Annotated in this window: 22 protein-coding genes, 1 tRNA gene and 1 pseudogene; 11 read left to right on the forward strand and 13 right to left on the reverse strand. The window is 62.1% G+C overall.

All coding sequences use genetic code 11. The features are described 5' to 3' along the window. Window positions 1–34 precede the first annotated feature (34 nt). The 5 genes from pstB to phoR form a co-directional block, all read right to left on the reverse strand. A complete protein-coding gene (gene pstB / locus ACLE20_RS04660; protein ID WP_410939048.1) occupies window positions 35–850 on the reverse strand; it encodes a phosphate ABC transporter ATP-binding protein PstB in 816 nt (271 codons plus the stop codon). A gap of 13 nt (window positions 851–863) precedes the next feature. Then, a complete protein-coding gene (gene pstA, locus ACLE20_RS04665; RefSeq protein WP_410939049.1) occupies window positions 864–2,189 on the reverse strand; it encodes a phosphate ABC transporter permease PstA in 1,326 nt (441 codons plus the stop codon). Next, a complete protein-coding gene (pstC, locus tag ACLE20_RS04670; protein ID WP_410939050.1) occupies window positions 2,186–3,670 on the reverse strand; it encodes a phosphate ABC transporter permease subunit PstC in 1,485 nt (494 codons plus the stop codon). Before pstC ends, pstA begins: the two co-directional genes overlap by 4 nt. 101 nt (window positions 3,671–3,771) lie before the next feature. After that, window positions 3,772–4,806, reverse strand: coding sequence for a substrate-binding domain-containing protein (locus ACLE20_RS04675; protein WP_410939051.1), 1,035 nt, complete (start codon window positions 4,804–4,806; stop codon window positions 3,772–3,774). A gap of 197 nt (window positions 4,807–5,003) precedes the next feature. Further along, window positions 5,004–6,233, reverse strand: coding sequence for a phosphate regulon sensor histidine kinase PhoR (gene phoR, locus ACLE20_RS04680; protein WP_410939052.1), 1,230 nt, complete (start codon window positions 6,231–6,233; stop codon window positions 5,004–5,006). 175 nt (window positions 6,234–6,408) lie between these two features. On the opposite strand from phoR, the gene ppk2 reads away from it, so the two are divergent. From ppk2 to ACLE20_RS04695, 3 genes are all read left to right on the forward strand, one after another. Further along, the gene (gene ppk2, locus ACLE20_RS04685) at window positions 6,409–7,290 is read left to right on the forward strand and encodes a polyphosphate kinase 2 (protein ID WP_410939053.1); all 882 of its coding nucleotides are present in this window, start codon (window positions 6,409–6,411) and stop codon (window positions 7,288–7,290) included. An 86-nt stretch (window positions 7,291–7,376) separates the two neighbouring features. Next, complete coding sequence (locus ACLE20_RS04690) at window positions 7,377–7,736, forward strand: YciI family protein (protein ID WP_410939054.1); 360 nt, start codon at window positions 7,377–7,379, stop codon at window positions 7,734–7,736. Next, window positions 7,733–8,986, forward strand: a complete 1,254-nt coding sequence (locus tag ACLE20_RS04695; RefSeq protein WP_410939055.1) for an RNA polymerase sigma factor — start codon at window positions 7,733–7,735, stop codon at window positions 8,984–8,986. Before ACLE20_RS04690 ends, ACLE20_RS04695 begins: the two co-directional genes overlap by 4 nt. Before the next feature lie 42 nt (window positions 8,987–9,028). Here ACLE20_RS04695 and ACLE20_RS04700 read toward each other — a convergent pair whose 3' ends face one another. Both ACLE20_RS04700 and ACLE20_RS04705 read right to left on the reverse strand, forming a co-directional pair. After that, window positions 9,029–10,849, reverse strand: a complete 1,821-nt coding sequence (locus ACLE20_RS04700; protein WP_410939056.1) for a methyl-accepting chemotaxis protein — start codon at window positions 10,847–10,849, stop codon at window positions 9,029–9,031. Between the two features lie 241 nt (window positions 10,850–11,090). Beyond that, a complete protein-coding gene (locus tag ACLE20_RS04705) occupies window positions 11,091–12,524 on the reverse strand; it encodes a biotin transporter BioY (protein ID WP_410939057.1) in 1,434 nt (477 codons plus the stop codon). 421 nt (window positions 12,525–12,945) lie between these two features. Here ACLE20_RS04705 and ACLE20_RS04710 point away from each other — a divergent pair, with 421 nt between their 5' ends. Both ACLE20_RS04710 and ACLE20_RS04715 read left to right on the forward strand, forming a co-directional pair. Beyond that, on the forward strand, window positions 12,946–13,929 hold the full coding sequence (locus tag ACLE20_RS04710) for an NAD(P)H-dependent flavin oxidoreductase (protein ID WP_410939058.1): 984 nt from the start codon (window positions 12,946–12,948) through the stop codon (window positions 13,927–13,929). A 109-nt stretch (window positions 13,930–14,038) separates the two neighbouring features. Further along, window positions 14,039–14,114 (forward strand) — tRNA-Thr (locus ACLE20_RS04715). A gap of 83 nt (window positions 14,115–14,197) precedes the next feature. Here ACLE20_RS04715 and ACLE20_RS04720 read toward each other — a convergent pair. After that, window positions 14,198–14,575 (reverse strand): hypothetical protein, encoded by a 378-nt coding sequence (locus ACLE20_RS04720; protein WP_410939059.1) that lies wholly within the window; start codon window positions 14,573–14,575, stop codon window positions 14,198–14,200. Between the two features lie 329 nt (window positions 14,576–14,904). Here ACLE20_RS04720 and ACLE20_RS04725 point away from each other — a divergent pair, with 329 nt between their 5' ends. Then, the gene (locus ACLE20_RS04725) at window positions 14,905–15,195 is read left to right on the forward strand and encodes a hypothetical protein (RefSeq protein WP_410939060.1); all 291 of its coding nucleotides are present in this window, start codon (window positions 14,905–14,907) and stop codon (window positions 15,193–15,195) included. A 6-nt stretch (window positions 15,196–15,201) separates the two neighbouring features. Here ACLE20_RS04725 and ACLE20_RS04730 read toward each other — a convergent pair whose 3' ends face one another. Together ACLE20_RS04730 and ACLE20_RS04735 are read right to left on the reverse strand one after the other, a co-directional pair. Beyond that, window positions 15,202–16,032 (reverse strand): hypothetical protein, encoded by an 831-nt coding sequence (locus ACLE20_RS04730; protein WP_410939061.1) that lies wholly within the window; start codon window positions 16,030–16,032, stop codon window positions 15,202–15,204. Window positions 16,033–16,306: 274 nt separating this feature from the next. Continuing rightward, window positions 16,307–16,837, reverse strand: coding sequence for a hypothetical protein (locus ACLE20_RS04735; RefSeq protein ID WP_410939062.1), 531 nt, complete (start codon window positions 16,835–16,837; stop codon window positions 16,307–16,309). A gap of 72 nt (window positions 16,838–16,909) precedes the next feature. Here ACLE20_RS04735 and ACLE20_RS04740 point away from each other — a divergent pair, with 72 nt between their 5' ends. Together ACLE20_RS04740 and ACLE20_RS04745 are read left to right on the forward strand one after the other, a co-directional pair. Then, entirely contained in the window at window positions 16,910–17,215 is a 306-nt protein-coding gene (locus ACLE20_RS04740; RefSeq protein ID WP_410939063.1) for a hypothetical protein, read from the forward strand. A gap of 65 nt (window positions 17,216–17,280) precedes the next feature. Continuing rightward, the gene (locus ACLE20_RS04745; protein WP_410939064.1) at window positions 17,281–17,601 is read left to right on the forward strand and encodes a nucleotidyltransferase domain-containing protein; all 321 of its coding nucleotides are present in this window, start codon (window positions 17,281–17,283) and stop codon (window positions 17,599–17,601) included. Between the two features lie 51 nt (window positions 17,602–17,652). Here ACLE20_RS04745 and ACLE20_RS04750 read toward each other — a convergent pair whose 3' ends face one another. Genes ACLE20_RS04750 through ACLE20_RS04760 form a run of 3 tightly spaced genes read right to left on the reverse strand, consistent with a single transcriptional unit; the run spans window position 17,653 to window position 18,819 of the window. After that, window positions 17,653–17,919, reverse strand: coding sequence for a hypothetical protein (locus tag ACLE20_RS04750; protein ID WP_410939065.1), 267 nt, complete (start codon window positions 17,917–17,919; stop codon window positions 17,653–17,655). A 40-nt stretch (window positions 17,920–17,959) separates the two neighbouring features. Next, complete coding sequence (locus ACLE20_RS04755; RefSeq protein ID WP_410939066.1) at window positions 17,960–18,196, reverse strand: hypothetical protein; 237 nt, start codon at window positions 18,194–18,196, stop codon at window positions 17,960–17,962. Continuing rightward, entirely contained in the window at window positions 18,193–18,819 is a 627-nt protein-coding gene (locus ACLE20_RS04760; protein WP_410939067.1) for a DNA-binding protein, read from the reverse strand. The genes ACLE20_RS04755 and ACLE20_RS04760 overlap by 4 nt, the downstream gene beginning before the upstream one ends. Window positions 18,820–19,017: 198 nt before the next feature. Here ACLE20_RS04760 and ACLE20_RS04765 point away from each other — a divergent pair. The 3 genes and pseudogenes from ACLE20_RS04765 to ACLE20_RS04775 all read left to right on the forward strand — a co-directional run. After that, window positions 19,018–19,293: pseudogene (locus ACLE20_RS04765) on the forward strand (terminase small subunit protein); the annotation flags it as partial. Window positions 19,294–19,479: 186 nt separating this feature from the next. Then, window positions 19,480–19,881 carry a hypothetical protein gene (locus tag ACLE20_RS04770; protein ID WP_410939068.1) on the forward strand — a complete coding sequence of 134 codons (402 nt, stop codon included), beginning with the start codon at window positions 19,480–19,482 and terminating at the stop codon, window positions 19,879–19,881. A gap of 159 nt (window positions 19,882–20,040) precedes the next feature. After that, window positions 20,041–21,354, forward strand: a complete 1,314-nt coding sequence (locus ACLE20_RS04775) for a cadherin domain-containing protein (RefSeq protein WP_410939069.1) — start codon at window positions 20,041–20,043, stop codon at window positions 21,352–21,354. Window positions 21,355–21,580 lie beyond the last annotated feature (226 nt).

Consider the following 21,580-nt stretch of genomic DNA (forward strand, 5'->3'; position numbering starts at 1 on the left):
GTCCTTGTCTGAAGCGGCACGGCGGGCAAGAGCCTCAGCCGAAGCGGCCCATGATGTAATCCTGGGTGCGCTGGTCATCCGGATTGGTGAACATCTTGTCGGTATCGTTCTCCTCGACGAGATTGCCGAGGTGGAACATGGCGGTGCGTTGCGAGACGCGGGCAGCCTGCTGCATGGAGTGGGTGACGATGACGATCGTGTAGTTGGCGCGCAGTTCGTGGATCAGCTCCTCGACCTTGGCAGTGGCGATCGGGTCGAGCGCCGAGCAGGGCTCGTCCATCAGGATCACTTCCGGGCTGACGGCCACGGCGCGGGCGATGCAGAGGCGCTGCTGCTGACCACCGGACAGGCCGGTGCCCGATTCATGCAACCGGTCCTTCACCTCGTTCCAGAGACCGGCCTTCTGCAGGCTTTGTTCGACGATCGCGTCGAGCTCGGCCTTGGTGCGGGCGAGCCCGTGGATCTTCGGCCCGTAGGTGACGTTCTCGTAGATCGACTTCGGGAAAGGGTTCGGCTTCTGGAACACCATGCCGACGCGGGCACGCAGTTCCACGACATCGATCGTCGGATCGTAGATATCGCCGTCGTCGAGCGTGATCTTGCCGGTCACCCGGCAATGATCGATCGTGTCGTTCATGCGGTTGAGCGTGCGCAGGAAGGTGGACTTGCCGCAACCGGACGGTCCGATCAGTGCGGTCACGGTGTTTTCGCGGATGTCGAGGTTCACGTCGAACAGCGCGCGCTTTTCGCCGTAATAGACCGACACATCCTTGCCGACCATCTTCAGGGGCACCGCATTCATCTTCTGGTCCACTGCCTTCTCGAGTGCTGCTTCGGTCATCATGTTCATCGTTTCTACCTCACTACCAGCGACGCTCAAAGCGACGCCGCAACAGGATTGCGCCAAGGTTCATGACCACCAGGAAGATCAGAAGGACGATGATCGCGCCGGAGGTTCGTTCGACAAATGCACGTTCGGCTTCATTGGCCCACATATAGATCTGGACCGGCAGTGCGGTGGAGGGTTCGAGCGGGGAGCCCGGAAAGTCGACCACGAAGGCGACCATGCCGATCAGGAGCAGCGGCGCGGTTTCGCCGAGCGCATGGGCGAGCCCGATGATCGTGCCGGTGAGGATGCCGGGCATGGCAAGCGGCAGAACATGGTGGAAGATGGTCTGCATCTTGGAGGCGCCGAGGCCGAGAGCCGCCGCGCGGATCGAGGGCGGCACGGCCTTCAGCGCCGCGCGGGTGGCGATGATGATCGTCGGCAGGGTCATCAGCGTTAGGACCAGACCGCCGACAAGGGCTGCGGAGCGCGGCAAGCCGGCAAAGTTGATGAAGACGGCGAGACCGAGCAAGCCGTAGACGATCGAAGGAACGGCGGCGAGGTTGTTGATGTTCACCTCGATCAGATCCGTCAGTCGATTCTTGGGCGCGAATTCCTCGAGATAGATCGAGGCAGCGACGCCGATCGGCAAAGCAAGCGCGAGAACGATCAGCATCATGTAGAGCGAGCCGAGAGCCGCCACGCCGATGCCCGCCGCTTCCGGCCGCGAGGAGGCGCCGGAGGTGAACAGGCCGGTGTTGAAGTTGGCGGTCAGCGCGCCATCGTCCGACAGGGTCTTCATCCAGGCGATTTGCTTGTCCTTGACCTTGCGGTTCGTCTCTTCGACATTGAGGTCGATCTGCCCCTTATTGGCGGAGTCGATATTGCCTTCGGCGAGCAGCGCCACCGGCATGGTCTGACCGATGATCGCCGGATTGGCGACGACGATGTCGCGCAGCTGGGTGCGGGCGCTGGCCGAGATCATGTCGGTTGCCAGCTTCACGTCGGCGCGGTTGTTCGGGTCGATGCCGAGCTTGGCGATGAGCGCATCGCGCACCAGCAGCGGGTAGTTGGCGGACATCAGCTTGGCCGGATTGGTGGCCCGCTCGTTCTTCGGGTCGATGATCTGCTCGGAGAAGGTGATCGGCAGGGTGACCGTCGTCTGCAGGAAGGCGGTGTAGCCGTTCGAGATCACCGTCCAGAGCAGGACGCAGAGAAAGAAGATGCCGGTGCAGATTGCCGCGATGCCATAAGCGCGGAAGCGCCGTTCGGACGCATAGCGGCGCTTGATGCCGATATCGCGCCGGGCCTGCACGGGACGCGCCGTCGGCGCGCCGGGGAGCGAGTGGGTGAAGTCAGTCATTCGTACTGCTCCCGATATTTGCGGACGATGTAGAGCGCGTAGATGTTCAGGCAGAGCGTGATGGCGAAGAGCGTGATGCCGAGCGCGAAGGCGACCAGCGTCTGCGGCGAGGTGAATTCCAGGTCGCCGGTCAGCTGGTTGACGATCTTGACGGTCACCGTCGTCATCGGCTCGAAGGGATTGATCTGCATGCGCGCCGCGACACCGGCGGCCAGCACCACGATCATGGTTTCGCCGACGGCGCGCGAGGCGGTGAGCAACAGGGCGCCGACGATGCCGGGAAGTGCGGCCGGCAGAACCACACGCTTGATCGTTTCCGACCGGGTCGCCCCAAGCCCGAGCGAGCCATCACGCAGGGCGCGCGGCACCTGGGTGATGATGTCGTCCGACAGCGAGGAGACGAAGGGGATCAGCATGATGCCCATGACGATGCCGGCGGTCAGCACGCTCTGGGCCTGGATGAAATTCGTATAATTGCCGGTCACGAGACCGTTCAGCTGGGCGGAGATGTCGCGCAGGAAGGGGCCGACGGTGACGAGCGCGAAGAAGCCGTAGACGATGGTCGGGATGCCCGCCAGGATTTCGAGCAGCGGCTTGGCGATGGAGCGCACCGGATTGCTGGCATATTCGGCCATATAGATCGCGGCGAACAGGCCGATCGGCACGGCGAACAGCATGGCGACGAAGGCGATATAGAGCGTGCCGGAGAGCAGCGGCAGAAGACCGAACTGGCCGGCCTGCCCGGTATTGCCGGCCGCCGCGAAGCGCGGATCCCAGACGGTACCGAAGAAGAATTCGGACGGCGAGACGGAGGCGAAGAAGCGCAGCGCCTCGGTCAGCATCGAGCCGATGATGCCGATCGTCGTCAGGATGGCGATGGAGGACGCAAGCAGCAGCGCGCCGAGGATGACACGTTCGACCCGGTTGCGGGCGCGAAAACGCTGGTCGATGCCGCGCAGCGCGAAGACGGCGCCACCGATCGCCAGCAGCAGCACGAGGCCGGCCATGGCAAGCAGGCTCGTCTGGTTCATCGCATTATAGTCGTTGGCCGATTCGACCATGTAGGGCGCGCCGTCGCCGGCCAGCGGGATGCCCTTGGCACCCAGGCCGTCGCGCAGGCTGACCGAGCCATTGTCGATCGCGGCGCGCTCTTCCGGCGAAAGCAGCAGCAGGCCGCGGGCGACCGACTTCACCTGGCCGAGCGCGAGCTCGGTGGCGGCGGCCCCCTGGTTCAGGACATCGTTCGGCAGGCCGAAACGGGTGCGGTCGTCGATGATCGAGGGTGCGACGGCGAGCCAGATGGCGAAGACGAGAAGCGCGGGCAGCAGCGAAAGCAGCGCCGCATAGCTGCCGTGATAGCCGGGAAGCGAGTGGAGAGAGGCAAGCTTGCCATTGGCAGAGGCGATGGAGCGGGAGCGCCCCATGATGAAGGCGCCGGCCCCGATCAGGAGCACGAGAAGAAACAGGAGTGAGGCTGTCATCGGTCGGGTCCCCCGGTCTCATCCTTCATGGAGAGCCGGCCAATCAGAGACGAAAGGGTTCCGGCGCGGCCCTGGGCCGCGCCGGATGATCCGGTCATGGATCAGAGCAGCTTGCCGTCGGCAAAAGCCTTGCGGGCGGCTTCACGCTCGGCATCCGGAGCGGAAACCAGGCCATAGGCTGCCAGGGGGCTTTCCGGGCCGACCATCTGGTCGTCGAGGAAGAATTCGACATATTCCTTGAGGCCCGGGATCACGCCGAGATGCGCCTTCTTGACGTAGAAGAACAGCGGACGGGAAACCGGATACTCGCCCGAAGCGATGGTTTCGACCGAAGGAACGATGCCGTTGACGGTGGCGACCTTCAGCTTGTCGGCGTTGTTCTCGAAGAAGGCGAGACCGAAGACGCCGATGCCGCTCTTGTTGGCAGCGATGCGAGCGAGCGTTTCGGTGTAGTCGCCATCGATGTCGACAGCCTTGCCATCCTTACGGACGGCGATGCAGGCGCGCGCCTGTTCCTTGGCGTCGGTCAGGGCTGTCTTGATGACGTCCTCGGCGCCGGAGTCCTTGCAGCCGGCGTGAAGGATCTTTTCTTCGAAGACTTCGCGCGTGCCGTGCTTTTCGCCGGGGATGTAGGCAGCGATATCGGCGTCCGGGAGGTCCTTGTTGACTTCGGACCACTTCTTGTAGGGGTTGGCGACGAGCTTGCCGTCGACGACGACCTGGGCGGCGAGCGCGAGGTAGAGGTCCTTCGGCACAAGCTTCAGGTCGGCATTGCTGCTGTCGGTCGCGAAGACGATGCCGTCATAGCCGATCTTGACTTCCTGGACTTCCGTCACGCCGGCGGCCTTGCAGGTCTCCAGCTCGCTGTCCTTGATCTTGCGCGAGGCATTGGCGATGTCGATCGTGTCCGGGCCAACGCCCTTGCAGAATTCCTTCAGGCCGGCACCGGTGCCGCCGGACTCGACGACCGGGGTCTTGAAGTCGGGGAAGGTCTCGCCGAAGGTCTCGGCGACGATCTTGGCATAGGGAAGAACGGTGGAGGAGCCAGCGACCTGGATCTGGTCACGAGCGGCAGCGGCGCCGGCAAAGGCAACGGTCGCCACAAGGGCAGCTGCAGTAAGTTTCAGGGTGTTCATCGAATTCTCCCAAGGTGGGCTGGTGGGTGCGCCTGAGCGGCAGCGCTCTCATTTTTTTGCCGTCAATCTATCGGCAACCATTCCTTAGCGGCCGACACCCGGAGCTTTTATGTCAGTTTTGCAAAACATTTATGACACTGCAACCTGCTGAAAATGCTTTGGTTTCAGACATACAGTGAGAATTTCATGAATCTTGGTCAAAAGCGCACGGTGAAGACCGTTCCCTCGCCCAGGGTAGAGCGGACAATAAGCCGTGCCCGGTGGCGGGTGAGGATGTGCTTGACGATCGCCAAGCCAAGCCCTGTACCCTTTTTCGAGCGGCTCGCCTCGACGTTGACGCGATAGAAACGCTCGGTGATGCGCGGGACATGTTCCGCGGGAATGCCGGGTCCATAGTCGCGAACGGACACTTCGGTCGGCTCCGCGCCGCCGCCGGAAACGGAGATCTCGACCTTCTTTCCTTCCTGGCCGTATTTGCAGGCGTTCTCGACCAGGTTCTCGAAGACCTCGATCAGCTCGTCGCGGTCGCCCTGGACGATTGCCGGGCTCGACGGCTGGGCAAACTCGATGCAGACGTCGAGTTCGCGGGACAGCGGCCCCAGCGCATCGCGGACATGGCCGAGCAGCGGAACCAGATCGACCTCGTCGGAGGGCGCGATATGCGCCTTCAGCTCCAGCCGCGACAGCGAGAGCAGGTCGTCGACGAGCCGGCTCATCCGCGTTGCCTGCTCCAGCATGATGCCGAGAAAGCGCTCCTGCGCCTTGGCATCGTTGCGAGCCGGGCCCTGCAGGGTCTCGATGAAGCCGCGCAGAGAGGCGAGCGGCGTTCGCAGCTCATGGCTGGCATTGGCGACAAAATCGGAGCGCATGCGGTCGATCCGCCGCGCCTGCGAGATGTCGCGGTAGGAAATCACATAGACGGTCGTCTGCCGGGCTTCGTCGACGGTCGCGCGTGCGACGCGCACGACATAGACCATCTCGGACGGCAGGCGCTCGGAATGCTCGATCTGGTTGGCGCGGCCGGTGGCGATCGTCTCGCGCACCATATCGAGAATGCCCGGAGAGCGCACCCGCGCCGACAGGTCGGTGAAGGGAGGGATGACCCCGAAGGCCTTCTCCGCCGCCTGGTTCTGGAAAAGCACCGCCTCGTCGGGCCCGACCACCAGGATCGGCGTGTCGAGCGCGTCGAACCCAGCGCCGAGTGCCTCGAGATCCGGCGGCTTCGGCGGTGCATCGTCAACCGTCTGAACCTCCTCCGGCGTGGCGACCGGGCGACGCAGAAGGGCTGCCGCGAAAATGAGCCAGAGCACGACCACCAGCGCCGCATGGCCTGCCGCCAGAACCACGGCGACGGCAGCCGCGAGCGAAGCCAGGAGAATCCCCAGCTCGCCATAAGCCCTCCGCCACAGGTGCCGCCAGACTGCCATGCAACCCCTCTTCCGCCGGCGCGTTTCCGACATGGCAGCGCCCGCTGCTCGTTGATGCCATAGACCGCTTCCGTGACATGATTTTCACGGACCGCTTGAAACCACAACGCAATTATGGCCCTGCTTCCGATTGTCCCATGCGGGAAAAGCAGGGTCGAAACGAGGAGGACATTGCATGGACGACATTCTGCCAGTGGCGCTGAAGATCGGCGGCAAGACGCGCAGCTTCGACGTGGACACGCCGGAACTGCCGGATTGGGTGACGAAAAAAGCGCTATCCTCGGGCGGCTATCCCTATGACAAGAAGCTCGACAAGGACACGTTCAAGACCGAGCTGGAGCGCCTGCAGATCGAGCTCGTCAAGGTGCAAGCCTGGCAGCAGGCGACCGGCAAGCGGGTGATCGTGCTCTTCGAAGGCCGCGACGCCGCCGGCAAGGGCGGTGCCATCCACGAGATCCGCGCCTATATGAACCCGCGCACCGCCCGGATCGTCGCACTGACGAAGCCGACCGAGACCGAGCAAGGACAGTGGTACTACCAGCGCTACATTACGCATTTCCCGTCGGCCGGCGAATTCATCCTTTTCGACCGCTCCTGGTACAACCGCGCCGGGGTCGAGCCGGTCATGGGCTTCTGCACGCCGGAGCAATATGAGCATTTTCTCGCGCAGACGCCGCACTTCGAGACCATGATCGTCGATGAGGGTATCGCGCTGATCAAGATCTGGCTCGAAATCGGCCGCGAGATGCAGCTGATGCAGTTCCACCAGCGCCGCCACGATCCGCTGAAGGTCTGGAAGCTCTCCCCGATGGATATCGAAGCTCTGACGCGCTGGGACGATTACACCGAGAAGCGTGACCGCATGTTCAAGGAGACGCACACGGACAAGGCTCCCTGGACGATCGTACGCGCCAACGACCGGCGCCGGGCCCGGCTGAACGTGATCCGCCATATCCTCACCAGGCTCGACTATGCCGGCAAGGACAAGGACGCGATCGGCGAGATCGACAGGAAGATCGTCGCGACCAGCGGGGATGTCCGCAAAGACAAGGACTGAATTTTTTAGACCCTCCTGTCGAAAGACGGCGGGCTGCATCGTCTTCAGAGTGAGCATATGGTGTGCTCATTTCAAAGGAGATTGTCATGCAGTTCGCGTTGATCATCAATGAGAGCCCGGAAGGAATGGCCAACCGCAAGGATCCCGAGCGGATCGGCCCCTATATGGCCGCCTGGTTTGCCTATTCGCAGGCGCTTGCCGAAGCCGGCATCATGACCGGCGGTGCCGGGCTCGAGCTGCCGGAAAAGGCCGCGACGGTGCACTTCAGCGGCGGCCGGCACCAGGTTCAGGACGGCCCCTTTGCGGAGACCAAGGAACAGCTTGGCGGCTTTTTCCTGATCGACGTTCCGGACATGGATAAGGCGCTGGAATGGGCGGCCCGTGCACCGCTGGCGGACGATGGCGTGATCGAGGTCCGTCCCCTTTTGACGCCGCCATCGGCATGATGGCCACAGGGACAGGGCGGGCCGTCGAACAGGCGGTCCGCCAATCCTACGGCCGCCTGCTGGCCCTGCTCGCGCGGCAGACGCGCGACATGGCGGCGGCGGAGGATGCGCTCGCCGATGCGCTGAGCGCGGCGCTGGAGACCTGGCCGGTCAGCGGCGTCCCGGCGACGCCGGAGGCCTGGCTGCTGACGACCGCAAGGCGCCGGATCATCGATCGGGTGCGGCGAGCACGGGTCGTGGAAGCCGGCTCGGTGTCGATGCTCGTCCTGACCGAGCGCACACAGGAGGCACTCGCCACCGCGGACCGCATTCCCGACCACCGACTGGAACTGATGTTTGCCTGCTGCCACCCGAGCATCGAGCCGGAGATCCGCACGCCGCTGATGCTGCAGACGGTGCTCGGCATCGATGCCGCCTCGATCGCGTCCGCCTTTCTCGTCGCGCCCTCGACCATGGGGCAACGGCTGAGCCGGGCCAAGGCGCGGATCAAGCAAGCGGGCCATGCCTTCGAGCTTCCTGAGCGGCGTCAGATCGAAGCGCGGCTCGATGCGGTGCTTTCCTCGATCTATGTCGCCTTCTCGCTCGGCCTCGACGCATCGAGCAGCGGGGAGCCGGCGGGCGAGGCCTTTTCGGACGAGAGCCTCTATCTCAGCCGCCTGCTTGTTTCGCTGATGCCCGACGAGCCGGAGGTGCTGGGTCTTGCGGCGCTCGAGCTGCATATCCATGCCCGTCGCCACGCCCGTTTCGTCTCAGGACGCTACGTTCCGCTCAACGAGCAGGATCCGGCGCTGTGGGATCGCGCCATGATCGCCGAGGCCGAAGCCTGTCTCAGCCGGGCGGGGAAGCTTGGCAGACTCGGCCGGTTCCAGCTCGAGGCCGCCATCCAGTCCGTACACGCCGGACGCGCCGTGACCGGACGGACGGACTGGCCGACGATCGCCCAGCTCTATGAAGGCTTGGTCCTCACCTCGCCTTCGATCGGTGCACGGATCGGGCGGGCGCTTGCCGTCTCGCAGGGCAAGGAGGCGGCGCGCGGCCTCGCCCTTCTGGATGAGATCGCCGAAGAGGCCATCGCCCACCACCAGCCCTATTGGGCTGCGCGGGCGGACCTTCTGGCGCGAGCGGGCAGGCGCGGCGAGGCCGACGACGCCTATGGCCGGACGATCGGGCTCAGCCGCAGTCCCGCCATCCGGGCCTTCCTGACGGAGCGCCGGCAATCCGCCGCGCTGGAACACCGATCGACGGACTGATCACCAGCAAAGTCGCCGCACCCAAGCCGGAGCGTGAGCAGATCAAGCCGCCCGGCGGACGGGCGTGGCGGAGGATCGAGTTGCGGTGTTGCCACGCGATAGCTCGAAATCGCCGACCAGCTTGAAGAGTTCATCGGCCTCGTGCGCCAGCGCATGGCTGGCAGCCGTCGACTCCTCCACCATGCTCGCATTCTGCTGGGTGTTCTGGTCGATCGTATTGACCGCGTGGTTGATCTCCTTGAGCCCGTTCGCCTGTTCGCGCGCCCCCTCGACGATGGCGAGAACATTGGCGCTGATGCCCTGGACCTGGGCGACGATCTGATGCAAGGCAGCGCCGGTCTCCGTCACGAGATCGACGCCGTTCTTCACCTGGCTGCCGGACTTGCCGATCAGGGCCTTGATCTCCTTGGCGGCGCCGGCCGAGCGCTGGGCGAGCTCGCGCACTTCCTGGGCGACGACGGCGAAACCCTTGCCTGCCTCGCCGGTGCGCGCGGCCTCGACCCCGGCATTCAGCGCCAGGAGATTGGTCTGGAAGGCGATCTCGTCGATCACGCCGATGATGGAGGAGATCTCGCGCGAGGAGCCCGCGATCTCGTGCATGGCCTCGACGGCGCGCTGGACGATTTCGCCGGAAAGTTCGGCGGAGGTGCGGGCCTGGTTGACGAGCGCCCCCGCCTCTTCGGCGCGGCGGCTGGAATCGCCGACGGTCGTGGTGATCTGCTCCAGGGCGGCGGCGGTCTCTTCCACAGAGGCCGCCTGCTGTTCGGTGCGGCGGGAGAGATTGTCGGCGGCCGACAGGATCTGGTTCGAGCCGGCGGCAATCGCCTGCGCGTTCTCGCCGACGCGGCACATGGCCTGTTCCAGCTTCTCGACGGCGGCATTGAAATCGACCCGGACCCGGTCGAGCCGTTCGGCAAAGCGGTCAGTGATGCGGTAGGTCAGCCGGCCGTCGGACAAGGCGCCGAGCGCCTCGCCGATCCGCTCGACGGCAGAGCGCACCTCTTCCGCTTCCTCCAGCTGCTGGCGTTCGCGGATCCTGCGCTCATCCTCCGACTGCAGACGGGCGACATCGGCCTCCTGTTCGAGACGGCGGCGATCGCGGGCATTCTGGCGGAAGACGGCGACCGTGCCGGCCATGACCCCGATTTCGTCGCGCCGGGCTTCGCCGAAGATCTCCACATCCATATTGCCGCCAGCTAGCGCCTGCATTGCCCCGGTGATCGAACGGATCGGACGGATGACGCCGCGGATCACCGTCCAGACCGCGAAGCCGGCAATGAGCGTGGCCAGGGCCGCCAGACCGGCGAGAACCCCTGTCAGCAGCCCGCGCAACGCATCGCTTTCTCCCAGCTTCTCCTTGGCGACGCGGATCTGCAGGTCGATCAGGGCGGCAATATCGCCGCCGAGGGGATCGATCGTCGGGTAGAGCGTCGTGTCCGCAAAGCTTGCCAGTTTCGCCGTGTCCTTGGAGGCGAGGATGGCGAGGAGATCCTTGACCTTTGCATCGGCCGCACGGCGATCCCGCGCAAAATCGTCGGCCATCTTCCGCTCTTCCGGGGTGAACTCGGTCGCCACATAGGCGCTCCAGCTCCGGTCGATGTCGCTCAACGCCGCTTCGACATTTCCAATCCCCTGCTCCATCGTCAATGCGCCGGACCGGACCTTGTGGACCGTATCGACGATATTGACCGCATAGCGATCGGCGATGACCTTGAGCGTCTCCATCGGGAGCACCCGATCGGTGACGATCGAGGAGGCGAGTTCGGATGTCCGGCTCATAGCCGAGAAAGAGAAGCCTGAAATGCCGACAATGACGGCAATGAGCAAAGCGATACTGAGGAGCAGTTTTCCGCGAAGTGACATGAGGCCTCCAACCTGCCGGACCTTTAGCCGGCAGTCCGGCACAGGCTAGGATCGGGACCTTAGAAATGTCTGAATCTGACAGAGAAAAAAGCTTATTTTTGAAGCTCTTGCCTCGAATTTATACAACGCGTGGTTCGATGCACCGCCACCCGCGATCGTCAGATTGCAGCGCACTCGCCCGCAGGCCGTGATGTGCTGCAAGAAGCAATCACCGGGGCAGCCGGCGAAGGATCTACCGAGCCTATTGGCCGGGCAGCAGGCGGATCACGGAAAGGTCGAGCGCCGCGCCGCGACCGCTGACATCGCTGTTGATCAGGATCTTGCCCGGTGTGCTCGGCGCCAAGCTGCGGTCGAAGCTGATCTTGAACAGCATGTCGCTGGTCTCGTCATTGACGGTGAAGCGATGGCGGCCACAGCCGCCGAGCGAGCCGAAGTCGCATTCGACAGAGAATTGCGTCGGCTTGCCCATTTCTGCCCGCACGCCGAGCGCCATGGTCGAGGTCTTGCCGGACAGCGAGGCGAGGATCTCGGGCGGGACGGCGATCGAGACCGACCCTTCCGGCCCGTCGGCGCTGGAGGTGATGCGCAGCCGCTTGCCCGCGTCGTCTTCCAGCGTCTCGATCCGGGCGGCGGGGCCGGGCGTTGCCTCGCCCTCGCCCGCTCGATAGACGTCGGTCCAATCGCCGGAAAAGCCCGCTTCGGCGCCGAGCGTGCGCAGCCCGGCGCTGCCGTCGAAATTCTCGGCCGAAATGCTGTTGGGCGTCAGCGCAGGGCTGGAGGGCGCGGACAGCAAGCCGGTACTCACGACCCACCAGGTCGCGCTGCCGATGGCGCCGACCAGGATTGCGAAGGCCGCGAGGCCGGAAAGCCAGCGCCCACGGCGGCGACGGCGGCGCGGCACCAGCGGCTCCGCCCCCGGCAGGCCGAGATCATTGGCATCGTCGACGCGCTCGACCGCGGCTCGGCCCGCGCCGCGGCCGCGGCGGCCGGACAGCCCACCGCCAAGCCGTGGTTCTGCGGCAAGAACCGGCGGCTCGGCGACCCGCGCCTTGCCCGCCGGCGCGGACCCGAAAGCACGGTCCGGCCTGAGGTCTTCGAAGATCGAACGGTCAGCGCCTAACGAGCCACCGCGCACACCCGGCGGATCGGCATAGGCCGGGTCCGCATGGACATCGTCGAGGCTCGGGGCCGCAGCGCCGCGCGCGTCCTGCCGCTCCGCGGCCGGCGATGCCGTCAGTGGCGGGGGTTCCGCGGAGGAGCCTTGTCCATTCGGCCGGCGGTCGAAGAAACTATCCGGCGTGATCGCCGGCGATGGCGGGGCTTGGAAAGCGGGTTCCGCACGAGGGGGACGGCCAAGCTCACGCACGGCGGACAGGCGGGGTTCGCCAGGTCGGTCGGTCTCATTCAGATGATCGGCGGGAGCAGGCGGCACCGGCGGCGGCGGCACGGACGGCGCCGTGGACAAGGCGATGCGTTCCTCCTGCTCGATGCCGTGGATCACCGTTTCCAGCCGATGGCGCTGCTGGGCCACCACGGTCGCATCGACGATGTTCTGCTTGCGAAGGCCGGCCTCCAGCGCATTGCGCGCCGACTGATAGATCCGGGCGCGTGTCTCCGGACTGGTCCGATCGGATCGCTCCAGCGCCTGCCTGATGGCCGTTTCGAGTCCGCTCACCACTTACTCCCTTGGGCATGCATGGCCGGGCGGCCTCTCCTGCCGCCGGCCGGGATCGAAAGGATCCGCAGCCGGACGGCGAGCGACCCGCCATGCGCGCTCGGGCGCCGCATGCCGGCGCCGTTCAGGATTCGGTAACGGTTGACGCCGCGTTCCGCAAGGGCGCCGCCCTCGGGCAGGACCGGTCCTGATCAGATGCCGGCACGTCTCATGGTCTCGCGGACGCCCTGCCCTTGCTCGGATAGCCTCTGGCACGGACAAATGCGTGCCACGTCAGGCCGGACGCGAAAAGCCTAGGCCGGCCAGATCTCACGCCTCGTCCGCTGTGGTTGGCCCGGTCCGTAAGACGACCGCTTGCCAAGCAAGATGTCACACCGCTATCTTCCGTTTACGCGAACGTCAAAATCCAGAGGAGGACTTTATGGCGCTGCCCCCGATCCTGACCGAAAGGCTCCGTCTCCCGGTCGCCGCCGCGCCGCTCTTCATCATCTCGCATCCCGCCCTCACCGTCTCTCAGTGCAAGGCGGGCGTCATCGGCAGTTTCCCGGCCCTCAACGCGCGGCCGGAAGCCGAGCTCGACGACTGGCTGGCCGAGATCAACGAAACACTCGCCGCCCACGACGCCGCCCATCCGGACCGGCCGAGCGCCCCGTTCGCCGTCAACCAGATCGTCCACAAGACCAATCACCGTCTGGAGCACGATCTGTCGCTCTGCGTGAAATATAAGGTGCCGATCGTCATCTCCTCGCTCGGCGCCGTTCCGGAGGTCAATCAGGCCATCCATTCCTATGGCGGCCTCGTGCTGCATGATGTGATCAATGTGCGCCACGCGCATTCGGCGATCGACAAGGGGGCGGATGGACTGATCGCGGTGGCCGCCGGCGCCGGCGGCCATGCCGGCACGCTCTCGCCTTTCGCGCTCGTCCAGGAAATCCGCAGCTGGTTTGACGGACCGCTGCTGCTTTCGGGCGCGATTGCTACGGGTGGCGCGATCCTGGCGGCTGAGGCGATGGGGGCGGACATGGCCTATATCGGCTCGCCCTTCATCGCCACCGACGAGGCGCGGGCCAGCGCCGACTACAAGCAGATGATCGTCGAGGCCGGGGCGTCCGATATTCTCTACACCGCCCATTTCACCGGCATTCCCGGCAACTACCTGCGCCCCTCCATCATTGCTGCAGGGCTCGACCCCACCGCCCTCACCAAGGAAACTGTGGAGGGTATCGACTTTGCGGCCGCCGCCTCGGCCGGCGGCGCGAAAGCCTGGCGCGACATCTGGGGCGCCGGCCAGGGCATCGGCGCCGTCACCAGCCGCGGCCCCGTCAGCGCGCTGGTCGATCGCCTGCAAGCCGAATATCAAGCTGCTCGCACCCGCCTCGCCCTAGCCGCCTTGCCCGAGGCTTAATGGCCTGAGCTTTTTGCCCAGGGGCGTAACAAGACGGCTTGAATTTCCCCCGCTTTGCAGGTATCAGCCCCTCACATCCGGCCGCCCCTTGACTGGGGCCGCGCCGAAGGCCGCTTTAGCTCAGTCGGTAGAGCACATCATTCGTAATGATGGGGTCACGTGTTCGAGTCACGTAAGCGGCACCAATCTTTTCAATCACTTAGTCTCCAGGACAAACCAGACGGCCTGCGCCGGGCAACATTGCGGGCAACATTGGCGACGTTTGCGGTCATGAGTCTTCTTGACGCCAGGCAAGCGGCTGCTCCGGATCCATCGCTTTAATTGTGATCTGGAAATGCGCCAGGTCTGCCCATGAGCCCATAGCTCGTGCCAGTTCGCGGGCGTGATACTCCGCGGTAGTTCTGGAGGGAACTCTCGCGCGCTCCATTGTCTGCTCGAGCTGCTCGATCTTCCGCTGAAGTGTCGTGATGCCGCCGGCGATCGCGCTTAGCTCCCTGTCCAGCGAGATGCTATCAAGCGCCATGCCGATCAGACCGGCGTGCTGCCTCACCTCGTAAATGAGATCGGCGGCTTCGAGATAGCTATTCATTACGCGGGCGTCAGTTGGCATGCCTTCGGCGGCGGCCGGAACGGGTTTGTTCGGCATCTTGCGAATCCTCATTGCGTTAAACAATGCTTAGGGTATTATCTGATACTCAAGGTATCGTCAATACCTGAGGTATTATTTGAGGGGCGCATGACGACAAGCGAGCAGATCCGCGCGGCGCGCGCGTTGCTGAGGTGGGAGCAGAAAGACCTGGCAGCAGCGTCGGGCGTTTCCCTACCGACGGTGAAGCGACTCGAGGGCCAGCCGGGTCCCCTGGTTGCGCAGGACAGGACGAGCGCGGCTTTGCGACGAGCAATCGAAGACGCGGGCGTGCTCTTCCAAGATGCTGGCGAAAACGTCGACGGCGGCGCTGGCGTGAGGATGAAGCGATGAGAATGACGCCAACGGACATTGAGATCGAGCGCGACGCCTGGCATTTTTGGTTCGATGAAACCGCGATTTTCCTCGGCTCGGCGAATGGTCTTTCAAGAGATCGCGTCGATATGGTGATCCGGCACTTAGAGGCGATGGATCCAACGGAGTTTGCGCTCATGGCGAAAATGAAACCCGCCAAAATGGCCGAGTACTACGAGCGTGCTCTGACAATCTATTCAGCGGTTAGCAGACATATACAAGATAGGCTTGACCCTAATCAGACCCTTGTCCCGCCTATCGGTTAATCTGACCTAATTCATCTCAACAATATACATGTGATGAGGGTCAACATTCGTGCCGTTGATGACATCCATACGGGAGAGAAGTACCGCCGCAGCATTCATTTCACGTTCCTCTGCTGTTAGCTCCATTGCTAAAATAGCCGTGCTGACAGTACGAAGTTTGTCGTTACGTTTGTAATGACGATACTCGATGGAAATTGTTAGTTGAGGCGCACCCAAGCTTTCTGATCCAGCTTTGAGGCCAGCATCGTGCATGAATGCTACCCGTTCCGTCATATCTGGTCCAAGCACCCCAGAATAGCTCGGCTGTGATCTGAGCTGTGGCTTGGGATCAGATGAGTCGCTATTTACGAACGTGGTCGTATACTGAATTCCAAATGCCGGGGTCTTACCTTCGTTGCGCACGGTGAAATTTCCGAAGATAAAAACTCGGTTTCCTTGTGGGTTGTGGACGAAGGATCCATGAGTGCCATTCTCATTCCAGTCACCGATATCGATATTCAAGATTTCCACACCGGACACCGCAAGCCATGGTCGCTGCTCAAGAAACGCGGCATCGCGAGTAACGGCGATCGACGCTCGGGTCTGTCTAAGCGAATTGAGCAGTCCCAGCAGGGCAAAGATGCTGACAACCAAACTCACCACGGTCGTCCAAAACATGCATTCGGCCCAGAAAACCATCTCTTGCTGAGCGGCGAGATCGCGCACGCTGATCTGAGAATCTGTCAGCGCAGCCAAGCCTCCATCCGTTGGTGCTAGGCTGAAGGCTTGGGCGGGCAGAAGTATGAGAAATAGGCCGATAGTCAGAGCTGCCGCAGATGTGGTGCGCTTGCCAGCCATCAGGACCAATTCTCCTGACCGTCTAGGCCGGGAGTGCCCGTTGTTGAGTATGAGGTGAGTCCGTATCGGCGATCGAGGAACGCCTCGCAGGCCGGCCAGTAGCGTCGGCCGCCGAACAGCGGATCCGGTTGCGGAAACCCGGACTTTGATAGAGCCGACAGCGCATCCCTGAGCTCCTGTGTCTTGATGCCCATGCGCTCTGCGAGCTCGGCTTCAGTCACAAACACCCCTGTTGTAGACATCCGGTTCTCCTCACGCTCTCCAAATTTGGTACCTAAACGGAGCCGAGCAAACTGGCCAGCTGGTAGACCTTGACGCCGATATCCTGCTGAAGATCATAGAGTGCAAAAGCGACGGTTGCCACGTCTTCAGCACTGGTCTCGTGCAATCGTGCAACGCTACTGCCCGGCGTAAGCTTTTCGTACTGTAGACGAAGCGCGAGAACACGATTGTCATCATCGATTCCAACGTGGATGGCATCGTGAATCGCTCTATGCCGCTGCTTCGAGAGCTGCGTGTACTGCCGAGCAAGTCCCTCACTTGCCTCGCGCATCTCCTCGTCCGGCAGGTGACTCAGGCAAGCTAGCGCGAACTTCTCGCTCCAATTCCGCAGCTCCGCGGTGACCTTCATTCGCCTGGCCTCAGCTAGATGGCGCTCTTGCTGCGACGCTGGCGCCATTTCCATCGCTAGTGCACATAGCTCAATAATAGCCTGTTCAGCGTAGGCAGCTTGCATCGCAAGATGACCCATTGGCTCGATGAAAGGAGCTCTATAGATATCTACTGGCGGCAGTCTCGTGGACATCAATCCCTCGTTTTTCGAAAGCAGATCGGGCGCTAATCGTTTGCAGCAGCGCCATACTAGGAAGACATCGACATGGCTGAAAATAGGCTATCCGCGGCCCTGAGAGCTGTTCCGGCGCATGGACGCCAATACCATTATATCCGCGCAGCGGATCTTGCCTTCCCACTTAGCGATGAACGAAGACAGCAGCTCGATCACCAGGTTTTTTTGATTTGCGATGAGCTCGAAACGTTGGCAAACGAGGCAATCCAGAGGGATATTCGTCAACAAGAATTTGAAGAGATCCACCACAGGCTGAGCATGCTAGGCCACGCCACCAGTCAGCCCCTGCTAGAGGAAGTCCAGCAGGCTTTCGTCGAACGGCTCAGACGTCGCTAAAGCCTGGTCTCTGCTACGGCGCCCGTGCCTGCTGTTGAAGACGCGGACAACGTGTGGAGATACAAATGAACCTGACAGACGAGCAGCTCGCCGCGATCCACGAGTGGGCAGCACAGAATCCTCTTGTGGTGGCGGTTCACCTGTTCGGCAGCCGCATCAGAGGCAACGCGCGACCGGACAGCGATCTCGATGTCGCGGTCGATCTTGGCTTTGGTGAAGACGTAGGGGTGACGTGGTGGATCCACAAAGACGCTTGGGATGCTGAGCTCAGCGCGGCTACTCATCTGACGGTGAGCGTCGAGCTCTACCACGCGAGAATGAACCGCGAAGTCTATGGCTATGTCGCAGATTGCGGCTTCGAGGCTTACCGTCGATTTTCGATGTGAAGGCCGGCACCCCTAAAACCCCTATGGCGCGGTGGGTTGAGGGTGACTTCCTTACTCTGGCCGGCCGCCATATCTGAGGAAGGCGACAGCTCGATCAAGGTGACGCTGCACCTCCCGGTTCTCGCTGCTCAGCCGCTGGATCATGCGCCACGCGGCGCAAGCGGCCTGGCGATCGGTGGTGAAGCACGAGCCCTCGTGATAGCAGCTCCCTGCCTCCGCGCATTCCCATGGCGCGCCGCTTTGGCAAGCCATCACGGCATCGGCCCACTGCTCGGCATCTTCGGACTTGAGCCATGCCTCTACCGGTCGTTTGCTCATGCCGCCGCACTCCCGGTGCCCGTGCGGATGTGTTGAGCGATCAAAGCAGCGATCGCACGCGCGGATTGACGATCAAATCCAGGTTCGGCATGAAGCCAAACGTTGTCGGCAGCTGGGCGCACCGCTCACGCTCGGCACGAATGCCCGCAGCAACGTGATGGCAGATTATCTCCATCACGAACTCGCTGAACTTGGTCTGCAGGCTGAGCTCGTCATAGCAGATGCGCCGGGCGACCTCGTCGATGTCATCAGGAGTGGAAACGGGGATCTCGCTCATGCCGCTTCACCCTTTGTCTTCCGTGTCCGGCGCGGCAGATTAACCAGCACAATGCCCAAGCGGAGGCCACCGAGCCACAGCGGCATGGTCTCCGGCCCCATGCCCCGGCTGTGCTCACGCGGCCAGTTCTCGAGCTTGGTGACGTAGCCCTCCTGCATCCCGCCGCGGTGCTCGAGCTCGGCATTGCTCATCCCCATCGTCTCGCGCCGGCCCTTGAGCGCTTTGATGAAGCCCTCGTAATCGGTGATGACCGGCCAGACTGCTTTGAGCCCATGCAGCTCGTCGATTGGGTCGGGATCGCGACCACACTGTGTCTCGTCGAAGCGGTGGAGCTCGGAGGCTTCAAAGAAGCGGCGCTTGTTGATGATCATGGGGACCGGGAAGCCGAGGGCCGGGTCTTTCAACCAGTGCTCAAGCGTGCGGATCGAAATGCCGTACCGCTCCGCGACCTCGCTCATATCGAGGTGAAAATCGACATTTTTCAGCTTGTTCGTGCCATGCCCCACTATGCCAAAGCCTGCCGAATCGTGCCGATTGCTGCCATTACCAAGGATGTCGGCATCGCGCTTCTGTTCTTTTCGGGACGCGATGGTGCCACAGCGAGGCAGGATCCGAAGCAGCACCGGCAATTCGACACGACTGGCGGACTATTCAAAAGCCTTCCTCGACTAATCGCAGGGTGCCCCGCCTGCAACGGCGGATGGTTGAACGCTACGCTTAATCGGCTAAGTTGCGGGCAACTGGAGGGCCAAAGCGGCATGCTATGGGAGCGAATGACGCGGTTCACATAGCACACACCTCGCGGTCGGAGCCGAGCGCACACGCTCGTCGAAGAAATGCTCAACATTGCCGACGACGGCCGCAACGATCAGATGGAAAAGAGGAATGCGGACGGGGAGGTGATCGGAGGGCAAGAGAACGGTGACGCCATTCGCAGCTCAACACTCCGAATCGATGCCCGAAGGTGGATGGCAGCCAAGCTTCAGCCGAAGAAGTATGGCGATAAGCTCGACATCGGCGGCACGATGACCCACGAGGCCAGCGATAGTGTGAAAGCGTTGATGGAAGCGATCGACGAGCACACGCGTTCTGTCTGAGGCAATAGCCTAGCGCTTGCCTTAACGATCAAACTCGAAATTTAGGTAGTTCTACCGCTGTCAGCGACTTCATTTGGTGGTTGTATGCTTCGGCTAACTCTATTGCAGTTGGCGAGTTCGCATCTCAACCCGCGAAGGCGCAACATGGGCCATCCATATGCACCCTTGCAACTTGGAGAAGTCCACATGTCAGACAAAGAAATGCTGAATGTCGAAACCTTTAGAGCTCACATTTCCGCTATAACGGCTGCGTTCGAGGACAATCCGCAGGCCTTCGTTGACACCGCCAACAAAACCATCGAGCTCATCAAGAAGGATAAAGCGCAATCAAAGAACCCCCTTGTTCATGTCACTGAGCATCTCAACAACGTGATGCCGGAGTTGGCCCGCGATGAAGCTATTGCATCGTTCGCGTCGCGCGCCAATCTGCCAAGCGGGCTAGAACCACCAACTGTGACGGCAAGTGCAGGCGCCGCTATCGCTGCAGGCATTCTGATAGTGGTCGTGGGTGCAGGCGTCGGCGCTGTCTATTATTGCCTCGGAACGAACGAAGACGGGACCGTTCATCACATCCCTATTCTCTGCTGACGCCACGATTCGCAGCGCTCCCGTGTGAGCCTATTGTGAGTGCTGCGCGGTTCGCTAGCGCTACGAGCATAAACCCGCAAATTTGCACTTGGCCATGATCACCTGAATGGCGTACCGCTATGGGACGAAAGCAATAGTGGTGGGTCAAGAGGGAAAATAATGGCTACTGAAGTGTACGGCACGGCGGGCAACGATACCATCAGCGCGACGTTCGGCGATCAAATTGTCTTTGCTGGAAGCGGCAAAGACACCGTAATCTTCAGCAGCCATAAGAGCGATTATGCCTTCTCGGCTGTTTACTCGTCCGGTGCTGGCGCCACCGTAACTATCCAAGACCTCCGTCTCGGCAGCCCCGATGGCAGCGACAAGCTCTACAATGTAGAGGTGCTCCAGTTCGTGGATGGCGTGGTCGATTTCACCAACACAAGCCCCTCATTCCTCAGCCTGTCGGCTTCTCGGATATCCGAGTTTGCAACTGCAGGGACTGTGATCGGACGAGTTTCTGCGATCGATTTTGAGGGCAACCCAGTCACCTACTCCCTTGTTGACGATGCGAATGGCACAGTGCGGCTGGAGGGCGACCAGCTCATCCTTCTCAAACCTCTCGATTACGAAAGCGCCGCCAGTTTTCGATTTTCGTTCAAGGCGACTGATGATCTTGGAGCCTCAAGCACTTCATCGATCACAGTGTGGGTCGATGACGAAAGGGAGAACCGGGCTCCAACAAACATATCCATCGACACTCTTTCGATCGCTGAGTCCACGCGCACTGGCAGCGTAGTTGCCCACCTCTCTGCATTCGATGCTGACGGGGACAGCATCACCTTTTCAATCAAGGACGATCTGGGAGCGCTTTTCTCCGTTGAAGGGAATGAACTGGAGCTGGCGACGGCGGTGGACTTCGAATCCGCTCGCAAAACGTCTTTCACCATTGTCGCGACGGATCAAAACGGTGCCACTACGGAGCAGCGCATCACTTTGGCAGTTACAGATGCTGAGGAAGTCATTCGCGGTACGTCGAAGGCCAACGATATTATTGGCGGCGACGGCGCCGATCGTATCTTCGGTCGCGGTGGCTCCGACCGACTTCACGGGCAGGATGGTAATGACACAATCATCGGCGGGCTTGGAGGCGACAAACTGTTTGGAGACGATGGCGCAGACGTCTTCGCATATACGTCGGCAAAGGAAAGCACCGTCGCTCGCGCTGGTCAGGACGAGATCTTTGACTTCGTGGGGAAGCGGGATCGTGTCGACCTGACAAAAATCGATGCGAACCTGAAAGCAGTAGGCAATCAGGCCTTCAAGTTCATCGGGGATGGCGACTTTCACGGCAAAGCAGGCGAGCTGCGCTATGAGCGAACCCCCTATGATACAATTGTCTCTGCGGACTTGAACGGAGATAAGGTCGCCGACTTCGCTATAAAGTTCGATGACCCTATCTTTTTCAAGAGCTCCTATTTCTTTTTATAAACATCAATCTGGCCACCCCGATTTCGCGCTGTGGGTCGGTCCGATCGAGCAACTCGTCTAGCTTTTGTTCGAATTCACCCGCCGACGATCAGGACAGATCTTGAGCGCACCCTCAATGCGACTGAGCCGCTTGTTCTGTTCGTCGATTTAGAAGCGATTGCCGATCCAAAGCCCGACGCCTGTCAAAACGACTTCGGGCTTCGGGACAACGGGTGAGCGATGCTTT

The sequence above is a fragment of the Rhizobium sp. YIM 134829 genome (genome assembly GCF_046546455.1).

Coding starts and splice junctions, on each gene's coding strand:
- ACLE20_RS04720 (WP_410939059.1), bottom strand. CDS start 14,575: ATGCCGAACAAACCCGTTCCGGCCGCCGCCGAAGGCATGCCAACTGAC.
- ACLE20_RS04750 (WP_410939065.1), bottom strand. CDS start 17,919: ATGAGCAAACGACCGGTAGAGGCATGGCTCAAGTCCGAAGATGCCGAG.
- ppk2 (WP_410939053.1), top strand. CDS start 6,409: ATGGACGACATTCTGCCAGTGGCGCTGAAGATCGGCGGCAAGACGCGC.
- ACLE20_RS04690 (WP_410939054.1), top strand. CDS start 7,377: ATGCAGTTCGCGTTGATCATCAATGAGAGCCCGGAAGGAATGGCCAAC.
- ACLE20_RS04725 (WP_410939060.1), top strand. CDS start 14,905: ATGAGAATGACGCCAACGGACATTGAGATCGAGCGCGACGCCTGGCAT.
- ACLE20_RS04740 (WP_410939063.1), top strand. CDS start 16,910: ATGGCTGAAAATAGGCTATCCGCGGCCCTGAGAGCTGTTCCGGCGCAT.
- ACLE20_RS04730 (WP_410939061.1), bottom strand. CDS start 16,032: ATGGCTGGCAAGCGCACCACATCTGCGGCAGCTCTGACTATCGGCCTA.
- ACLE20_RS04675 (WP_410939051.1), bottom strand. CDS start 4,806: ATGAACACCCTGAAACTTACTGCAGCTGCCCTTGTGGCGACCGTTGCC.
- ACLE20_RS04700 (WP_410939056.1), bottom strand. CDS start 10,849: ATGTCACTTCGCGGAAAACTGCTCCTCAGTATCGCTTTGCTCATTGCC.
- ACLE20_RS04770 (WP_410939068.1), top strand. CDS start 19,480: ATGTCAGACAAAGAAATGCTGAATGTCGAAACCTTTAGAGCTCACATT.
- pstC (WP_410939050.1), bottom strand. CDS start 3,670: ATGACAGCCTCACTCCTGTTTCTTCTCGTGCTCCTGATCGGGGCCGGC.
- ACLE20_RS04710 (WP_410939058.1), top strand. CDS start 12,946: ATGGCGCTGCCCCCGATCCTGACCGAAAGGCTCCGTCTCCCGGTCGCC.
- ACLE20_RS04745 (WP_410939064.1), top strand. CDS start 17,281: ATGAACCTGACAGACGAGCAGCTCGCCGCGATCCACGAGTGGGCAGCA.
- ACLE20_RS04755 (WP_410939066.1), bottom strand. CDS start 18,196: ATGAGCGAGATCCCCGTTTCCACTCCTGATGACATCGACGAGGTCGCC.
- pstB (WP_410939048.1), bottom strand. CDS start 850: ATGAACATGATGACCGAAGCAGCACTCGAGAAGGCAGTGGACCAGAAG.
- ACLE20_RS04735 (WP_410939062.1), bottom strand. CDS start 16,837: ATGTCCACGAGACTGCCGCCAGTAGATATCTATAGAGCTCCTTTCATC.
- ACLE20_RS04695 (WP_410939055.1), top strand. CDS start 7,733: ATGATGGCCACAGGGACAGGGCGGGCCGTCGAACAGGCGGTCCGCCAA.
- pstA (WP_410939049.1), bottom strand. CDS start 2,189: ATGACTGACTTCACCCACTCGCTCCCCGGCGCGCCGACGGCGCGTCCC.
- ACLE20_RS04775 (WP_410939069.1), top strand. CDS start 20,041: ATGGCTACTGAAGTGTACGGCACGGCGGGCAACGATACCATCAGCGCG.
- phoR (WP_410939052.1), bottom strand. CDS start 6,233: ATGGCAGTCTGGCGGCACCTGTGGCGGAGGGCTTATGGCGAGCTGGGG.